The organism is Flavobacterium sp. UBA2787 (genome assembly GCA_002352205.1).
Classification (GTDB): Bacteria; Bacteroidota; Bacteroidia; order Flavobacteriales; family Flavobacteriaceae; genus Flavobacterium.
Window position 1 is genome coordinate 657,724 of record DEHZ01000010.1, and the last position, 16,390, is coordinate 674,113.

A 16,390-nucleotide genomic window follows, 5' to 3' on the forward strand; every position below is an offset into this window, starting at 1 on the left:
TTACTCCGCTAATTTATCCAACGCATATTCAATCAACGCATCCACCGCTTTGTACGGATCTTCGCTAAATGTTCCATTTGCTCGGTTAGCAATAATCGCATTCAACGATAAACATTGATGACCTAACAATTTTCCTAAACCATAAATAGCAGCGGTTTCCATTTCTAAATTGGTCATTTGAATGCCATTGTAATTAAACGAGTCCATTTTAGAATTTAGTTCTGCATCTTGAATGTTTAAACGTAAAACACGGCCTTGTGGACCATAAAATCCGCCTGCTGTTCCTGTAAAACCTTTGTGAATTTGATTGCTTTCAAATTTTTGAGCTAACGATTCACTCCCTTTAATTACATAAGGACGACCTTTTCGTAAATCCCAATTGGTTTGATTGATAAATGCATCTTCGATGTCTTTTTCAGAAATAGCATCAATTAAATAGGAGCGAAGCATATTGTCTAATCCCAAACCATACGCACTCATCACAAAACTATCCACTGAAATATCAGCTTGCAACGAACCGGAAGTTCCAATTCGAACAATGTTTAACGAAGTTAGTTTTTCTTTTATGGTTCGGGTTTTTAAATCGATGTTCACTAAAGCATCCAATTCGTTCATCACAATATCAATGTTGTCCGGACCAATTCCGGTTGACATTACCGACATTCGTTTGCCTTTATAGATTCCGGTTTGCGTTTTGAATTCTCTTTTTTGTGTAGAAAATTCAATGGAATCGAAATGTTTGGTGATTTTTTCTACCCGATTTTGATCACCTACGAAAATAATGTCGTGAGCAATATGTTCCGGCAATAAATTGATGTGATAAACACTGCCGTCGGGGTTTAGTATTAATTCGGATGATTTTATCATGATTTTTTTTATTGTTTAAGATGGTTTAAAAGTTTAAATTGTTTAAAAGTTTAACAGAACAACAGTAAACCATTTTAAACAAAATTGAACAAATTAAACCAATTTTAACCTCCTACACGTTTGGTTTTAAATCCTTTTTCTTGGAGAAATTTCATTATTTTATCACGGTAATCACCTTGAATGATGATTTCACCGTCTTTGAAACTTCCGCCTACGGCAAATTTACTTTTTATTTCTTTGGCTAAGATTTTGAAATCTTCATCGGTTCCTTCATAACCTGAAATAATGGTGGTTGGTTTGCCTTTTCGTTTTTCGTATTGACAAATTATCGGTTCTTTTTGAACGTATAATTCGTGTGGTGTTTCATCAACTTGTTCCGGTTCGTTGGAAGGTTGATGGTCGGGGAAGAGTTTTTTTAGTTGTTCGTTTAAATCGTGCATGTTGTTATTTTTTTGGAACGCGGATTTTACAGATTCACTAAAGCGAAACGCTGATGTTGACGGATTTGCTTCTAAAACGGATTTTTTCTTAGTTTTCTTTTATTTTCAAATACTTTTCTTCTGAATTCAGGCTTCTTACCAAAATTAAGTAATAAACCAACTTCGCAATCAGTTGCTCTTAAATAGTTTAATAATTGTGTTTCAAATTCTTCAACTACATATTCTGCTGCTTTTAATTCTAATATTACAGTATCATTAACTATTAAGTCTGAATAATAATCACCAACATTATTTCCTTTGTAAAAAACTTTAATCTTCTTGTTGGGAACAACATTTAAACCTTTTTCTTTTAATTCTAAAAATAAAGCATTTTGGTAAACTTTTTCCAGAAATCCGTATCCTAGTTCATTATATACTTCATAAAATGTTTTCAAAATGAGTGCTGTTAATTCTTTGTGTAATAAGTGCATATAATTTTTTTTTATGGTTTATATCTGTAAAAATCAGCGTTTCGCTTTAGCGAATCTGTTAAATCAGCGTTCTAAAATGGCGTGTAACATTATTTCAAAAACAAAAACCAAACCCCAAAAAGATGAGATTTGGTTTATTTTAATTCAAATGTAAATTACTTTTTAATCAATCCCAAATCAACCAAACGTTCGTGCAAAAATTCTCCTGCAGAAATGTCTTCGTATAATTTTGGGTTATTTTCATCAATACAATCTTCCAATACATCCAAACGCATATCACTTACCGGATGCATAAAGAATGGAATGGAATAGCGTGAAGTACCCCATAATTCTCTTGGCGGATTCACTACTTGATGAATGGTAGATTTTAATTTATTATTCGTATGACGCGACAACATATCACCTACATTAATCACTAATTCGTCCGGTTCAGCAATCGCATCAATCCAATCGCCATTGTGGTTTTGAACTTGCAATCCTTTTCCTTGAGCACCCATCAAAAGTGTAATCAAATTAATATCGCCGTGAGCAGCCGCACGAATTGCATTTTCGGGTTCGGAAGTAATTGGTGGATAGTGAATTGGTCTTAAAATTGAATTTCCTTCTTTACCATATTGATCAAAATAAAATTCATCTAAACCTAAATGCAAAGCCAATGCTCTCAACACATAAATACCTGTTTTTTCAAGCATTTGATAAGCTTCTTTTCCAACTTCGTTAAAGCGAGGAAGTTCTTTTACTTCAACATTGTCAGGATATTCAGAAGCATATTTTGAATCTTTGCTAACATACTGACCAAAGTGCCAAAATTCTTTTAAATCGCCTTCTTTTTTACCTTTTGCATGTTCTTTTCCAAAGGAAACATAGCCTCTTTGACCACCAATTCCCGGAATCTCATAACTGTATTTGGTTTCTAATGGCAGAGCGAAGAAATTTCTAATTTCGCCATACAATTCATCAACCAATTTGTCATCTAAAAAATGACCTTTAAGTGCTACGAAGCCAATATCTTCGAAAGCTTTTCCGATTTCATTTACAAATTTTTGTTTACGTGCCGGTTCATCCGACAGGAAATCACGCAAGTCAACACTAGGAATGTTTTGCATACTAAAATTATTATTTGTTAATAACTCAAAGTGAGTTGAATGCTTGTAAATACAAATGTAAATAAATATTTTGTTATGCAAAATTGAAAGTTATCAACAGTGGCGAAAACGTTTTATAAAAAAGTATCACAAAACGATTAGAATTTGTTATTTTTTGTACTTTTGGAAGCGTTTTTAAAACACCCAAACTATGCTTTTCGACAGAAAAAATCTTTCCGACACGACTCTTCTTGATTTATATATTCGATTACTGAAACCTCGTTTAATTGAAGAAAAAATGCTCATCTTGCTTCGTCAAGGTAAAATTTCCAAATGGTTTTCCGGGATTGGTCAGGAAGCCATTTCGGTGGGAATTACGTCGGCGTTGGACAGAGATGAATACATTTTACCTATGCATCGAAATTTAGGTGTTTTTACAACACGAGACATTCCGTTGCAACGCTTATTTGCTCAATGGCAAGGAAAGAAAAGCGGTTTTACCAAAGGTCGTGATCGTTCGTTTCACTTTGGAACACAAGAGTATAAAATCGTCGGGATGATCTCGCATTTGGGTCCGCAATTAGGTGTGGCAGACGGAATTGCCTTAGCCAATAAACTCAAAAAAAATGGTAAAGTTACTGCAGTTTTTACAGGAGAAGGAGCAACCAGCGAAGGAGATTTTCACGAAGCATTAAACATTGCTGCCGTTTGGGAATTGCCGGTTTTATTTGTAATTGAAAACAATGGTTACGGACTTTCAACACCAACTAATGAACAATACCGTTGTACAAATTTGGCGGATAAAGGAATTGGTTATGGTATGGAAAGTCACATCATTGATGGAAATAATATTTTAGAAGTTTTTACGAAAGTATCCGAATTAGTTGCTTCACTTCGTGTAAATCCGAGACCTGTTTTATTGGAATTTTTGACGTTTAGAATGCGTGGACACGAAGAGGCGAGTGGTACCAAATATGTTCCGCAAGATTTGATGGATGAGTGGGCTCAAAAAGATCCGATAGATAATTACAGAGAATATTTAAAGGAGATTGGCTTGTTGACAAATGACTATGATGATGCAATTCGAACCGCATTCAAGCAAGAAATGGACGAACATATTCGTTTGGTTTTTGATGAACCGGATTTTACAGCTGATTTAAGAGAAGAATTAAACGATGTTTACAAACCGTATGATTTTGAAGAATTTACGCATTCTGATTCTGTAGAAAATATTCGTGTGATTGATGCGATTACGCAAAGTTTAAAGCAGTCTATGGAACGTCATTCCAACTTGGTGATTATGGGTCAAGACATTGCAGAATACGGTGGAGCTTTTAAAGTAACGGACGGTTTTGTAAAACTTTTTGGTAAAGAACGTGTTCGTAATACTCCGATTTGTGAAAGTGCAGTTGTTTCTGCCGGAATGGGTTTATCCATCAACGGACACAAAGCGATTGTAGAAATGCAGTTTGCTGATTTCGTTTCTACAGGGTTTAATCCGATTGTGAATTTATTAGCAAAGCAACATTACCGCTGGAATGAAAAAGCCGATGTGGTGGTTCGAATGCCTTGTGGTGGCGGAACGCAAGCCGGTCCGTTTCACTCGCAAACGAATGAAGCTTGGTTTACCAAAACGCCCGGTTTAAAAGTAGTTTATCCTGCTTTTCCATATGATGCGAAAGGTTTATTAAATACAGCTATAAACGACCCGAATCCGGTGATGTTTTTTGAGCATAAACAATTGTACAGAAGTATTTATCAAGATGTTCCGACGGATTATTATACTATTCCGTTTGGAAAAGCAGCTTTGTTGAAAGAAGGTACACAAGTGACCATCATTTCTTTTGGAGCTGGTGTGCATTGGGCTTTGGATACTTTATCTAAAAATCCTGAAATTAGTGCTGATTTATTGGATTTAAGAACTTTGCAACCATTAGACACAGAAGCCATATACAAATCAGTAAAGAAAACAAACAAATGTATCATTTTGCAAGAAGATACTGTTTTTGGCGGAATTGCCAGCGATATATCCGCGATGATTATGGAAAATTGTTTTGAGCATTTGGATGCTCCTGTTCGAAGAGTAGGTAGTTTGGAATCGCCGATTCCGTTTGTGAAAGCATTAGAAGATCAATATCTGCCGAAAGAACGATTTGAAAAAGAGTTGTTGGAGTTGATGGCTTATTGATTTTTTGTAATCGGTTTTCTGTTGTATGTTTGATAAAAAATAGAATGAGGTCTATCGTATATATTTTTATCTTTTCTTTTTTATTAGTTGGATGTGATAAAAAATTAACCAATGAAATTAAAGTTGGCATTCAACCGTATGCAGATTTTCCAAAATCCAAAACAGACACAATCGCTGAAATTATTCATACATTTTATGGTGTTGAAACGATTATTTTGCCCAATAAACTCCATGACATTTCAACTTTTACTAAAGTAAAATCGCCACGTTATAGAGCCGATAAAATTATTAAACTTCAAAAGGATGAACTTGACGATTCATTGGATTATATCATTGGTTTAACCGAAAAAGACATTTCAACTTCTAAGAAAGAAAACGGAAAAATAAAAGAACCAACTCACAAATACCAAGATTGGGGAATTATGGGTTTGGCTTATTGTCCGGGAAAAAGTTGTGTGGTTTCTACCTTTAGAATTCAACACAAAAATAAAGCAGTCCATTTTATGCGATTAAAAAAAGTTACTGTTCACGAATTCGGGCATAATTTAGGTTTGCCTCATTGTCCTGATAAAAAATGTGTGATGACCGATGCTGTTGAAAGTGTTGCCACTATTGATAATGCTCTACTTAGCTTGTGTGAAAGTTGTCAAAGTAAGTTGAATTAAGTATTTTTATATTCTTAAAATACTATAATGCAACCCAATACCATCCACATTCACTATTGTCATTCACCTGTTGGAGAACTGGTTTTGGGCGACTTTAATAACCAACTTTGTCTATGCGATTGGCGTTACCGCAAAATGCGTAGTGAAGTCGATAACCGAATTTTAAAAGGTTTACATGCTGAATTTGTTGAAGGGTTAACGCCTTTGTTATCCGAAACCCAAAACCAATTAGAATCTTATTTCGATAAAAAAATAACTACCTTCAATTTACCACTTTTGTTGATTGGAACCGATTTTCAGCAAACTGTTTGGAAAGCGTTACAACAAATTGACTATGGCAAAACTCAAACCTATTTGGGTTTATCCAAACAATTAAACAATCCAAAAGCGATTCGAGCAGTAGCTTCTGCAAATGGTGCAAATGCTATTTCAATTATTATTCCTTGCCATCGAATAATTGGTAGTAATCAAGAATTAGTGGGGTATGCTGGAGGATTGTCTGCTAAGAAAAAATTGTTGGCATTGGAGCAGGGGAGCCAGCTGGAATTGTTTCAATAATTTTTACCAACCGCCATTATCTAAAAAATAAATCAAGGTGAAATTGTAATAATTATCTTTTCCTTTTACTTCAATACCGTCAACCGGAATATAAAAAGGAGCTTGTCTGTATGGATCGGTTATTCCTTTAAAATACCTGAAATTTAACATGAAACGCTCATACGAAGCACTTACACCCATTACAGCGAAGGCATTAAATGATATTTGTCCATTTGTAGAGTCAAATTCCAAATCAGAGGGTTTTAGATAATAGGGATCTAAATAATAATCTTCTTTGCTGATGTCTGTTAATTTCATTTCGTGCATTAAACTGGCAGAAGCACCTAGTTGAATTCCAAATAATAAGTCATTTTTTAAATTTAAAATATTGTAATTAAATATAAATGGAATATTATAATTGCCCATTTTGAATTTAATATCTTCCGGAGTCGATTCAGGTGTTTCTCTTCCTATTAATTTTAGGTAATGCTGGCTATAATTAAATTCAACTAATAATTCCAAATTATCGGCAATCTCAGCTGTACCAACAATTCCTAAACTAAAACCCGGCATCGATTTAGAAAATAAAATTTCAGTATCAGTTGAAAAATTGGTTACTCCGGCTGTAAAACCAAATCGACCACCAAATTGAGCAAACGTAACGTTACTAGAAAGTACAAAAAATAAAAGAACAGTTATATTTTTTTTCATTTTATTAATAAGACTTTTTTTAATTTTTAGTTAGCAAATATAATCCTATTTATATATTTTTGATAAAATTTTTTAAAAATGAAAAAGTTTATTGCCATTGTAGCATTTGTTTCTTTATTATCTGGATGTGAAATTGAAAATATCAATTATAAAGTTCCATTGGTCATTTCATATGAACCTGAAAATGTTTTGACAAATAGTGCTAACTTGGGTGGAATAGTGCTTGCTGAAGGTGGAAAAGATGTTACAGAATACGGTGTAGTTTTAAGTACTTCCGAAAATCCAACAACAAACGATATGAAAGCGGTTTTAGGAAACCGTTTAGGCGAGTTCTTTGTCGCCTATTCCAATTTACAACCTGCAACAACATACTACTACAGAGCATACGGACTTAATGAAGTGGGAGCAGGCTACGGTGAATCCTATGAGTTCACTACAGGTGTTGCTACTCCTTGTAATCCTACACAACTTAACAGAGTTGATTATGGTCTAGGGCAACTCAATGTTAATAATGTTTCATTAAATGAAGATCCTTATTATTCAGAAAGTGGAAATTTAGAATTTGAAGCAGGAAGTTCTTTTTCAACGGCCAGAATTTTTGTAAGCTTTAATGAAATTAACGCAAACTATCCTCTCACGGGAGAATATACCATTACAAATGACAGCGATTTTAATCTGTTTAATAATCTCTCAAAAGGTAACGCTAGATTAAATATAATGAATTTTGGTATGGGTGGACCTGCTGCAGCAACTGCCCAACCCGGTACTAAAATTTATGTGGAAAACGATGGATTTGTTATGACTATTATTTTTTGCAATACGTCAATGGGTAATTATTCGTTAAATGGAAAGTTTTCTAAAGTTATTAATTAACTAGCTAGCAAAAGGTCTTTTAAATATTTTATTGTATTAAGGGCAGCTAGAATGCTAAACTTTACTAAAATAACACGTTTATTTTTATTTATATTTGAGCCTAAGGACAAGTTCATTAATCAAGTTTGACTATTTTTAGGTATTGATTACTTCATTTGTTTGCTTACTATCATATTCAACATAAAATTTAAAATTTATTTATGAAAAAGATCGGTTTCCTGTGTTTGTTCATTACACAAATTTTCTTTGCTCAAACCACTGAAAAAAAAGTATGGGATTTATTATTAAGCAACCAAAGAGTTGAAGCCAAGAAACTGTATGACAAAGAGTTGAAAAAAACAAGCAAGAATAATTTAGAGATTTTTTTGTTAGGTGAAATACTAGATGAAGAAAACGGAAAGATTGATTTTAAAGAGGAGTTTGTAACCGATTTTTCAAAATTTGATGAAAGTAAATATTACTTAACTTCTTTAATAAAAAAGCCATTTTTATTGGATGACATTTCTGATGTTGGATTCAATAATAACTCCTATGCCAAAATTGATAGAATGGCAACTGTTCCGCATTATGAGCAGAATCCTATGATTATTTATTACAAAGCTGTAGCAGACCGTAACCGAAAGAAATTCGACGAATATTCGGTAGGTATTAAGAAATTGAATTCTTTGATGAATTGGCAGTTATGTGGTGTTTTTGAAAATCTGAATGACAGCGGAATTGACATAGAATATGAGCCTGAAATATATCCTAAAAACGACAAATTGTTTGACGGAAACAGTAATGGAATGTTTGGTTGGTATAATCCAAAAATACCATTGAATGAAGGATATCAAATTTTTTCTAATGAATCGGAATATGGTAATGGAATTATGTATTCGCAATTGTTTGCCGAAAATCCGACTGAACAAACTGTAGTATTTAATTTAGGCATGAGTGGTTCACTCAAGTTGTTCGTAAATGATGTAGAGGTTTATGTCAACACGCTAAACAATATGTCTGATTTAAATGCCTACCAAGTGAAAATGACGTTACCAAAAGGTATGAATCGCATATTGGTAAAATCGTCAATTCAGTCAAACAGTTATTTTTATCTTTCAATCACAGACGAAAAACAACAAAACATTGAATCGTTAGTTTTTCATAACACTTATAAACCCTATGAAAAATCCACACTAGCCACACTTGCTGTGGAAGAATTGACTCCGGATTATGAAGTTTATTTAGCTCAACAAATCAAGGAACAACCAAATCATGTTTTATATAAACTGATGCTTTTTGACGCATATATGCACAACAAAAAGTTAGACTTTGCAGAAGATATTATTCATGAACTTGACGAGAAATATCCAAATAGTTCACTAATCAAGACTCGATTAGCCAAATATTATAGTCATAAAGATGATAGTGCAAAAGTAAATGAGATAATTAAAAACATTGAGTTAAATGACTCTGATTATTATTATAATATAGTAGTAAAGGCTACCGATAGCAATTGGTTGAAATCTGCTAACATAACTGAGCTGGAAAAATATCGTGAAAAAGCAAAAAAATTAATATCACCTCTTTTTTATGAGTTGTATGATTTTTTAATTAATGCACGAAATTCCAAGTTTGATGATATGATTAAAAATATCGATACGATCATTAATATGTCGGAATACCGAGAGAGTTATATCGTTAAATTTTCAGTATTTTATGATACTTTAGAAAATGATAAACAAAAAACCATCGACATGTTGGAGGAATTGGTTAGCAAACGCGATAACTATTTGGCTGTTGCAAAATTAATTGACTATTATTATGCTGCCAATAGAAAAGAAGATGTAAAACGTTTGTTATTGGAAAGATAAACAAATTTTCCTCATTCAACCGGAATTATATATGATTATATTAACTTTTTAATTGAGGAAAAGAAGTATGCCGAAGCACTTGTTGAAATAGATTATTCGTTAGATTTATTTCCGTATTCGTACACTCTTTTGGAGAAAAAAGGCATGGTTAATCATTATATGAATAATGAAAAAGAAGCCGAAAAATATATACGCAAATCCTTAGAACACAATTCTGAAAACGGTTCACTTCGCAAGCAATTGTATGATATTAAAAAAGTTAAGGATGAAATAGAAGAAATAGACGTAAAAGATAAATATAAATTAATCAAAGAACGAAGGAATTCTAATTTAAAAAGTGACTACGGCGTAGCTACGTTGTTAGACGAATATATTGTAAATATATTTCCTGAGGGCGGTATGAAGTCTAAAGTGGTTTTAATTTATGAAATTACTTCAGAAAATGGAATCAATGAATTAAAAGAATATAGTCTAAATACGTATGGAATAAATCTTCAGAAATCGGAAATTGTAAAGAATGACGGTTCTATTGTCCCTGCTGAAAAAGGTAATGGTGTATTGGTTTTTTCTAATCTTAAAGTAGGTGACGTAGTTTATATTGAATATGATGGCTACAATAATTCGACAGGAAGATTTTATAAGGACTTTAATTTAGATTGTTATTTTAATAGCGTATATCCTTCAGCAGAATCAGTATTTGTTATTATTAATCCTGAAAATATTCAATACCAATACAAACTTTTTAATGGTGAAATTAAACCTACTATAAAAAAAGCTAATAACAAGGTTTATACAACTTGGCGAAAGGCGAATATTGCAGCCATTCCTCTATTAGAATCGTTTTCTAAACCGTATGGAGATTTAACAAACACTATTCAGGTTAGTTCAATTAAGTCTTGGAAAGAGATTTCAAATTGGTATTCAGATTTGGTAAAAAAGACGTTAACACCAGATAAAGTTACCAGAAGTACATTTGATAAACTTTTTCCAAAAGGAATAAACGGCATGAGCGAAGAACAAATAGCTCAAATAATTTATACTTATATCGTTAAAAACATAAAGTACAGTTCATTAGATTTCAGACAAAGTGGCTATGTGCCTCAAAAACCATCTAAAACCATTATAACCCAATTGGGAGATTGTAAAGATGTATCAACTCTTTTTATTGCTTTTTCTGAATTAGCGGGATTAAAATCTAATTTAGTATTGGTTTCCACAAACGACAATAGCGATCATGAAATGGCAATGCCATCAAAAGATTTCAATCATTGTATTATAAAAACTAACCTAGACGGAAAAGAATATTTTTTAGAACTTACAAGTAAATACCTTCCTTTCAAATCATTGCCAATATCTCTTTATCATGCCAATGCTTTGGTAATTTCCTTTGATAAAAAAGAGAATGAAAAGTCAACAATTATTAAAATACCTTTTGATAATGTAACCAAGAACATTGTTGAAACCAACACAGTTTTGACGGTAAATGATAAAGAAGTAAGTTATGTTTTGAATAATAAAATGAACGGTTCTATTAAATCATACTACAGTGAATTATTCTCCGAATCTACTACTGAAGATGTACGAAAAAAAGATCTCGAAGAGAATTATAATGAACGATTAAAGAAGACTGTTTCTTTAAAATCGGCAAAACTTATAAAAGATGAAACTACCGATGATTTTATTGAATTTGAAACTCAATTTACAGTTTCTGAAAAATTAAAGAATGTGGGTAGTTTAAAAATTATTGATATTCCGTTTATTTTCAATGTATATACAAGAAGCATAATAGCTCAGGAGACCAGAAATTATGATATAAATTACGTTACTTATGAAGATAGTAATACTTATTTAAATTCAATTATCATTAATTTACCTGAAGGAAAGAAATTTACTGATATTCCGGAAAGTAGTACCTTTAACTTTAAAAACCATCAATATTCACTAAGTTTCGAGTTAGTTACGCCGAGTTCATTAAAAATTACACGAAATGTTTCAACTCCTTGGGATGATATTTCAAAAGAAGATTATCCTACTTTTAAAAAGTATGTTGAAGATGTTTTAACGACAGAGGAACAAGTGTTAGGGTTTAAATAATTCAAAATAAAAAGAAGATGTTGATTAGTGTTCACCCTAAATTACCTATGCGGAATAAATCTATAACCCAAAACTATTACCAAAATAAATTAGGTTTTAGAGTGTTTGGAACTACGGATTACCCCGATTATTTAATGATGGAAAGGGATGCCATTCAACTGCATTTCTTTCTATTTTCAAATCTCGATCCGGAACAAAATTACGGTCAAGTTTATATTCGTGTCAATCGAATCGACGATTTTTATCAAACCTTATTGGATAACAAAGTCAGAATTCATCCAAATGGTTTTTTGGAAACAAAGCCTTGGGGACAAAGAGAATTTTCGCTATTGGATCCGGATGGGAATTTGTTGACGTTCGGGGAAGGATGAAAGTTGTCGGTTATCTGTCAATTACAAAAATTTAAGTTACTCTAAATTGACCATTTGTTTTATTTTAACTTTTTTCCATACATTTGCCCAATCATGAAAAACACAAACCAACATAAAAATTGCATCCTTTCGATAGAAAGTGATCGTTTATTCGGGCTAAATCCGAGTAAATTTATGGACGTTGGTATGGTTTTTAAAGAAAATATGAATTGATTTTCGGCTAAAAATAGCATTAATATACCAAAACGTCCTTTGCAAAAAGGGCGTTTTTTTGTTTTAAACCGATTGTAAATGAAAAAAATAAAAAATAATTTAAAAAAATGTTTTACAACTAACCAAATGATTGAATTATAGCTTTGAAAAGTAACCAAATGAGAGACAGTCATTTGACGATTTCAACGAATCTGTAGCTTTACGGACAGGATTTTTATTGTCTTAAATAAATCGTAATCAATTGATAATCAATAAAATAAATTAAAATTTTATTTGGAGGTTAGTTTTTTTTGACTTTATCTTTGCGGAGGAATTTTCGATGAGGCAATTCGATAATTTGTCAATTAGAAAATTAATCCGTTTATCAATAATAAGAAAATAAATAATTTTTATAAAAAATAAAAAATGCGTTATTCAAATAAAATAAATAGTACAAATGATCATAATCCGAGTATTGAGTTCAGATTAAAAAATAATCAGGTGCAAAAGAGCAGGCAGTTGGAATAATAGTATTCCATTGTGATGATACGAAGCACCTGTAACGAGGTGCTTTTTTTATGATTAAAAGTTAAGATTTTGTAGCTCAATGGTAGAGCGGTTGATTGTTAATCAAAAGGTTACAGGTTCAAGTCCTGTCAAAATCGCAAATAGTTCTGTAGAAAGGAACCGGCTTATTGGTCCCGATAATTATCGGGATGCCCGACTGTCTCTCGGGCATCACGAGTTCGATTCTCGTATAAGCCGCAAAATAGGAGAGTAGGTCAACTATTGGTTCGTTGCGTCTGAATGCTAATCAGATTCACATTCGTGTGGTGAAGGTTCGATTCCTTTGCTCTCCGCACAGTCTTATAGCTCAACCGGATAGAGCAACTGCCTTCGAAGCAGCAGGTTATAGGTTCGAATCCTATTAGGACTACTTTTTATAAAACAACGGTTCATAGTTTAAAGATTACGATATGAATTGCAATAAACTGGGAAGATAACGGAGGTTGTTTACCCGCCTTGGACGCGGGAGGTCGCAGGTTCAAATCCTGCTTCCCAGACAAAATGAAGTTTAATTTAAATTGATATGTTATGAGAACAGAAATACTAAAAAGGTTTTTAACCAACACAGACGAAACAGGAAGGTTTTTGATGAAATCAAGAATTACCGGAATTATCTATTTTGTAGAACCAATTTATAACGGTAAAACACCTAAATGGGGCGACGTAGATCCGGCTACAAAACAAATTACAGGAAATTATGGTTCAAAATATACCGGTGCGATAACTAAAAAAGAATCATTGATTACCGAAGAAAACGGATTTGTCAATATTGGTTATTTCAAAGGAAGTCCTTTTGGAGCCATTGAGCAAAGGGATAAAGCCCATCAAGTTCGCCTCGGATTAGAATGATTTATTTGCGTAGTCATTTTGAAATCTTTGTGGATGATTATCGATTTAAGATTTTTGAATTTAAAATACTAACCAAGTCCTGTTGCGTGTTTCTGTATAGCACCATTGCAGTATTCGTTTCGCCTTGGCGAATGATGTTGTACTGTGCAACTTGAGTTGGAGGTTTGGGTGGTTTACCAAAAAATCATCGCCACTAACGGTCGTGGGTTCGACTCCCATTCTCGTCATGAAAACGAGATAGCTCAGTTGGTTAGAGCATTAGTTTTGGTTACGTAGGTTCGAATCCTACACACAACATTTAATTGTGTTTGACAGAGGATGTCACCCAGCAGTCTTGAAAACTGTTCACCGAGTTTCATTCACTCACAAAAAAGAATGAAAAGTAAAACTGTTGGTCTTTGTTGGTGATGGGTTTATTCGTAAGCCAATCACACTCCAAAAAAGACCTGAATGAAGACGACGTTTTCGCAACTGTTTTTTTGCTTTTTGCTTTGCCTGAAAGAAGTGATTTCTTTTAGAAAATAAGATAGAAACCAATCAAATACTTACGTAAACTTCCTTTATTCCGTCCTTTTTTTGAGGACATAGATCAATGGTTTTTTATAAATAAACAAACAAAAAACGAAATAAAATGATTAGAAAAATTACAATTAATGCCTATCAAGTAGGATTGGTATTTAGAAACAGAAAATTAGAAAGAGTGTTGCAAGAAGGCGAATTCTGGATTTTGGGCAAAAGAGAAATTATGGTGTATGAAATGAAACAATCTTTCGTAGCACCAATTGAATTAGCCATTTTATTGCAAAATGAAACCTTAGCTTCTTTGTTAGAAATTGTTGAAGTAGCCGATGCTGAAATTGCCTTGTACTTTGTAAACGGTATTTTTAGCGAAGTCTTGACCACCGGAAGATACGCATTCTGGAAAGGTTATAAAGAAAACAGTTTCATTAAAGTGGATTTGTCTAAAGTTGAAATCACAGAAGCTGTGAATCAAGCACTTTTGGAAAACAGTAAGTTGAGAGCTTATATCAAAATATTTCAAGTGATGAACTATGAAAAAGGTTTGTTGTTTGTTAACGGAACATTTGTAAAAGTGTTAGAAGCAGGAACGTATTACTTCTGGAATAATGCTATTTCAGTGGAAGTAAAAACCGCCGATATCAGATTGCAACAAATGGAAATTTCCGGTCAAGAATTGTTGACTAAAGATAAAGCAGCGTTGAGAATTAACTTTTTTGTGCGATATCAAGTGGTCAATATTACCAAAGCGTTGGTGGAAAACAAAGAGTTTGAAAAACAATTGTATGTATTGATGCAGTTAGCGTTACGAGCTTTTGTAGGAAGTTTTACTTTAGATGAATTGTTGAGCAGAAAAGATACGATTGCTCAAGATATTTTAGAGCAAACTGCCATGAAAAGCGACGCCTTGGGATTAACTATTTCAGATGCCGGAATTAGAGATATTATCTTGCCGGGTGATATGAAAGAAATCATGAACCAAGTGTTGGTGGCCGAAAAGAAAGCCCAAGCCAACAGCATCATGCGAAGAGAAGAAACAGCTGCCATGAGAAGCTTGTTAAACACCGCCAAATTAATGGAGGATAATGAAATGTTGTGGAAATTGAAAGAGATGGAATACGTAGAGAAAATTGCCGATAAAATTGGTGAGATCACCGTATCCGGAAGCGGAAACATCATTGGACAATTAAAAGACATTTTTGTAAAATAACCGAAACCCTGAAGCATTTTTTCAGGGTTTCATTAAACCTTGAAGAAATGGAAGATAATAATGATAACACAGATTTTTTGGATTTTTTGAAAATAGCTATATTGGTTATCAAAATTTTTGCTTTTGCAATGAGTTGTAATTAAAAGCAAAATAGAGTTTTGTATTAAAAATTCAGAATTGAATTCATCACTGAATTCACAAAATAATAATTAAAAAAAACACGAAGGCTTTGAGCCTCATAAAACAAAATGAAAACAACAGAAAAAATAATCGTAATCGATTTAGAAGCCACTTGCTGGAACGGCGAAATTCCGAAAGGACAAGTGAATGAAATCATAGAAATCGGTATTTGTGAATTAGATACAAAAACCGGTCTGATTTCCAAAAACAAAGGCATATTAATTCAACCCGAACGTTCGGTAGTGAGTCCGTTTTGCACGGAATTAACTACCATCACACAAGAACTATTGGATAGGGAAGGTGTAAGTTTTGAAGAAGCTATCGAGATACTTGAACAAGACTATCAACCCGATCAATATACGTGGGCGAGCTATGGTCAGTATGATTTGAATATGCTTAAAAAACAATGCAAATTTCGAAATGTGCATTATCCGCTAGGCAGCCATCACATCAATGTGAAAGAATTGTTCAGTGAAGTACGAGGTATGCAAAAGAAAGTAGGCATGAACGGAGCTTTAGAATTATTAAACCTTCCATTAGAGGGTACACATCACCGTGGTGTAGATGATGCTAGGAATATTGCGAAGATTTTGTATTGGTGTTTGGAGCAACAATAAGCTACTTTTTTTGAGTGGCTTATTTTTTTATAATTTATTAAGAAATGACTATCCTTTTTCTCTTTCATAAAATAATAAGGATAAATCATATCTTACTTTTTTTAT

At 33.0% G+C, this 16,390-nt stretch carries 15 protein-coding genes and 5 tRNA genes; 15 read left to right on the forward strand and 5 right to left on the reverse strand.

Annotation, left to right across the window (positions count from 1 at the left end; all coding sequences use genetic code 11):
- From B4N66_RS09595 to B4N66_RS09610, 4 genes are all read right to left on the reverse strand, one after another.
- On the reverse strand, positions 1-867 hold the full coding sequence (locus tag B4N66_RS09595; RefSeq protein ID WP_291094269.1) for a nucleoside phosphorylase: 867 nt from the start codon (positions 865-867) through the stop codon (positions 1-3).
- 104 nt (positions 868-971) lie between these two features.
- Entirely contained in the window at positions 972-1,307 is a 336-nt protein-coding gene (locus tag B4N66_RS09600) for a translation initiation factor (RefSeq protein ID WP_291094271.1), read from the reverse strand.
- 71 nt (positions 1,308-1,378) lie between these two features.
- The gene (locus tag B4N66_RS09605; RefSeq protein WP_291094273.1) at positions 1,379-1,777 is read right to left on the reverse strand and encodes a GxxExxY protein; all 399 of its coding nucleotides are present in this window, start codon (positions 1,775-1,777) and stop codon (positions 1,379-1,381) included.
- A gap of 155 nt (positions 1,778-1,932) precedes the next feature.
- The gene (locus tag B4N66_RS09610; protein ID WP_291094275.1) at positions 1,933-2,883 is read right to left on the reverse strand and encodes an isopenicillin N synthase family dioxygenase; all 951 of its coding nucleotides are present in this window, start codon (positions 2,881-2,883) and stop codon (positions 1,933-1,935) included.
- Positions 2,884-3,073: 190 nt separating this feature from the next.
- Between B4N66_RS09610 and B4N66_RS09615 the strand changes: the two genes are divergently transcribed.
- Genes B4N66_RS09615 through B4N66_RS09625 form a run of 3 tightly spaced genes read left to right on the forward strand, consistent with a single transcriptional unit; the run spans position 3,074 to position 6,273 of the window.
- Complete coding sequence (locus B4N66_RS09615; protein ID WP_291094277.1) at positions 3,074-5,050, forward strand: alpha-ketoacid dehydrogenase subunit alpha/beta; 1,977 nt, start codon at positions 3,074-3,076, stop codon at positions 5,048-5,050.
- 44 nt (positions 5,051-5,094) lie between these two features.
- On the forward strand, positions 5,095-5,715 hold the full coding sequence (locus B4N66_RS09620) for a matrixin family metalloprotease (protein ID WP_291094279.1): 621 nt from the start codon (positions 5,095-5,097) through the stop codon (positions 5,713-5,715).
- 27 nt (positions 5,716-5,742) lie between these two features.
- Entirely contained in the window at positions 5,743-6,273 is a 531-nt protein-coding gene (locus B4N66_RS09625) for a methylated-DNA--[protein]-cysteine S-methyltransferase (RefSeq protein WP_291094281.1), read from the forward strand.
- A gap of 3 nt (positions 6,274-6,276) precedes the next feature.
- Here the strand turns inward: B4N66_RS09625 and B4N66_RS09630 are convergent, their stop codons facing one another.
- Positions 6,277-6,963: an outer membrane beta-barrel protein gene (locus B4N66_RS09630; protein ID WP_291094283.1), complete on the reverse strand. Its 687-nt coding sequence runs from the start codon at positions 6,961-6,963 to the stop codon at positions 6,277-6,279.
- Between the two features lie 78 nt (positions 6,964-7,041).
- Between B4N66_RS09630 and B4N66_RS09635 the strand changes: the two genes are divergently transcribed.
- The 12 genes from B4N66_RS09635 to B4N66_RS09690 all read left to right on the forward strand — a co-directional run bounded on the left by B4N66_RS09635 (position 7,042) and on the right by B4N66_RS09690 (position 16,285).
- Positions 7,042-7,836, forward strand: a complete 795-nt coding sequence (locus tag B4N66_RS09635) for a hypothetical protein (protein ID WP_291094285.1) — start codon at positions 7,042-7,044, stop codon at positions 7,834-7,836.
- Between the two features lie 200 nt (positions 7,837-8,036).
- On the forward strand, positions 8,037-9,686 hold the full coding sequence (locus tag B4N66_RS09640; protein ID WP_291094287.1) for a tetratricopeptide repeat protein: 1,650 nt from the start codon (positions 8,037-8,039) through the stop codon (positions 9,684-9,686).
- A gap of 144 nt (positions 9,687-9,830) precedes the next feature.
- On the forward strand, positions 9,831-11,780 hold the full coding sequence (locus B4N66_RS09645) for a transglutaminase-like domain-containing protein (RefSeq protein ID WP_291094289.1): 1,950 nt from the start codon (positions 9,831-9,833) through the stop codon (positions 11,778-11,780).
- A gap of 17 nt (positions 11,781-11,797) precedes the next feature.
- The gene (locus B4N66_RS09650; protein WP_291094291.1) at positions 11,798-12,151 is read left to right on the forward strand and encodes a bleomycin resistance protein; all 354 of its coding nucleotides are present in this window, start codon (positions 11,798-11,800) and stop codon (positions 12,149-12,151) included.
- Between the two features lie 785 nt (positions 12,152-12,936).
- Positions 12,937-13,008, forward strand: a tRNA-Asn gene (locus B4N66_RS09655).
- 107 nt (positions 13,009-13,115) lie between these two features.
- A tRNA-Ser gene (locus tag B4N66_RS09660) sits at positions 13,116-13,203 on the forward strand.
- Positions 13,204-13,206: 3 nt separating this feature from the next.
- Positions 13,207-13,280 (forward strand) — tRNA-Arg (locus B4N66_RS09665).
- 55 nt (positions 13,281-13,335) lie between these two features.
- Positions 13,336-13,407, forward strand: a tRNA-Pro gene (locus B4N66_RS09670).
- Positions 13,408-13,438: 31 nt separating this feature from the next.
- Positions 13,439-13,759 (forward strand): hypothetical protein, encoded by a 321-nt coding sequence (locus B4N66_RS09675; protein ID WP_291094292.1) that lies wholly within the window; start codon positions 13,439-13,441, stop codon positions 13,757-13,759.
- Positions 13,760-13,998: 239 nt separating this feature from the next.
- A tRNA-OTHER gene (locus B4N66_RS09680) sits at positions 13,999-14,049 on the forward strand.
- Between the two features lie 341 nt (positions 14,050-14,390).
- A complete protein-coding gene (locus B4N66_RS09685; RefSeq protein WP_291094294.1) occupies positions 14,391-15,488 on the forward strand; it encodes a slipin family protein in 1,098 nt (365 codons plus the stop codon).
- 248 nt (positions 15,489-15,736) lie between these two features.
- On the forward strand, positions 15,737-16,285 hold the full coding sequence (locus tag B4N66_RS09690) for a 3'-5' exonuclease (protein ID WP_291094296.1): 549 nt from the start codon (positions 15,737-15,739) through the stop codon (positions 16,283-16,285).
- The last annotated feature ends 105 nt before the right edge of the window (positions 16,286-16,390 follow it).

What these genes read in the sequence shown, in the direction of transcription:
- B4N66_RS09615 (WP_291094277.1), top strand. Translation starts at nt 3,074, where the DNA reads ATGCTTTTCGACAGAAAAAATCTTTCCGACACGACTCTTCTTGATTTA.
- B4N66_RS09600 (WP_291094271.1), bottom strand. Translation starts at nt 1,307, where the DNA reads ATGCACGATTTAAACGAACAACTAAAAAAACTCTTCCCCGACCATCAA.
- B4N66_RS09685 (WP_291094294.1), top strand. Translation starts at nt 14,391, where the DNA reads ATGATTAGAAAAATTACAATTAATGCCTATCAAGTAGGATTGGTATTT.
- B4N66_RS09630 (WP_291094283.1), bottom strand. Translation starts at nt 6,963, where the DNA reads ATGAAAAAAAATATAACTGTTCTTTTATTTTTTGTACTTTCTAGTAAC.
- B4N66_RS09675 (WP_291094292.1), top strand. Translation starts at nt 13,439, where the DNA reads ATGAGAACAGAAATACTAAAAAGGTTTTTAACCAACACAGACGAAACA.
- B4N66_RS09610 (WP_291094275.1), bottom strand. Translation starts at nt 2,883, where the DNA reads ATGCAAAACATTCCTAGTGTTGACTTGCGTGATTTCCTGTCGGATGAA.
- B4N66_RS09640 (WP_291094287.1), top strand. Translation starts at nt 8,037, where the DNA reads ATGAAAAAGATCGGTTTCCTGTGTTTGTTCATTACACAAATTTTCTTT.
- B4N66_RS09625 (WP_291094281.1), top strand. Translation starts at nt 5,743, where the DNA reads ATGCAACCCAATACCATCCACATTCACTATTGTCATTCACCTGTTGGA.
- B4N66_RS09690 (WP_291094296.1), top strand. Translation starts at nt 15,737, where the DNA reads ATGAAAACAACAGAAAAAATAATCGTAATCGATTTAGAAGCCACTTGC.
- B4N66_RS09645 (WP_291094289.1), top strand. Translation starts at nt 9,831, where the DNA reads ATGGTTAATCATTATATGAATAATGAAAAAGAAGCCGAAAAATATATA.
- B4N66_RS09595 (WP_291094269.1), bottom strand. Translation starts at nt 867, where the DNA reads ATGATAAAATCATCCGAATTAATACTAAACCCCGACGGCAGTGTTTAT.
- B4N66_RS09605 (WP_291094273.1), bottom strand. Translation starts at nt 1,777, where the DNA reads ATGCACTTATTACACAAAGAATTAACAGCACTCATTTTGAAAACATTT.
- B4N66_RS09620 (WP_291094279.1), top strand. Translation starts at nt 5,095, where the DNA reads ATGAGGTCTATCGTATATATTTTTATCTTTTCTTTTTTATTAGTTGGA.
- B4N66_RS09650 (WP_291094291.1), top strand. Translation starts at nt 11,798, where the DNA reads ATGTTGATTAGTGTTCACCCTAAATTACCTATGCGGAATAAATCTATA.
- B4N66_RS09635 (WP_291094285.1), top strand. Translation starts at nt 7,042, where the DNA reads ATGAAAAAGTTTATTGCCATTGTAGCATTTGTTTCTTTATTATCTGGA.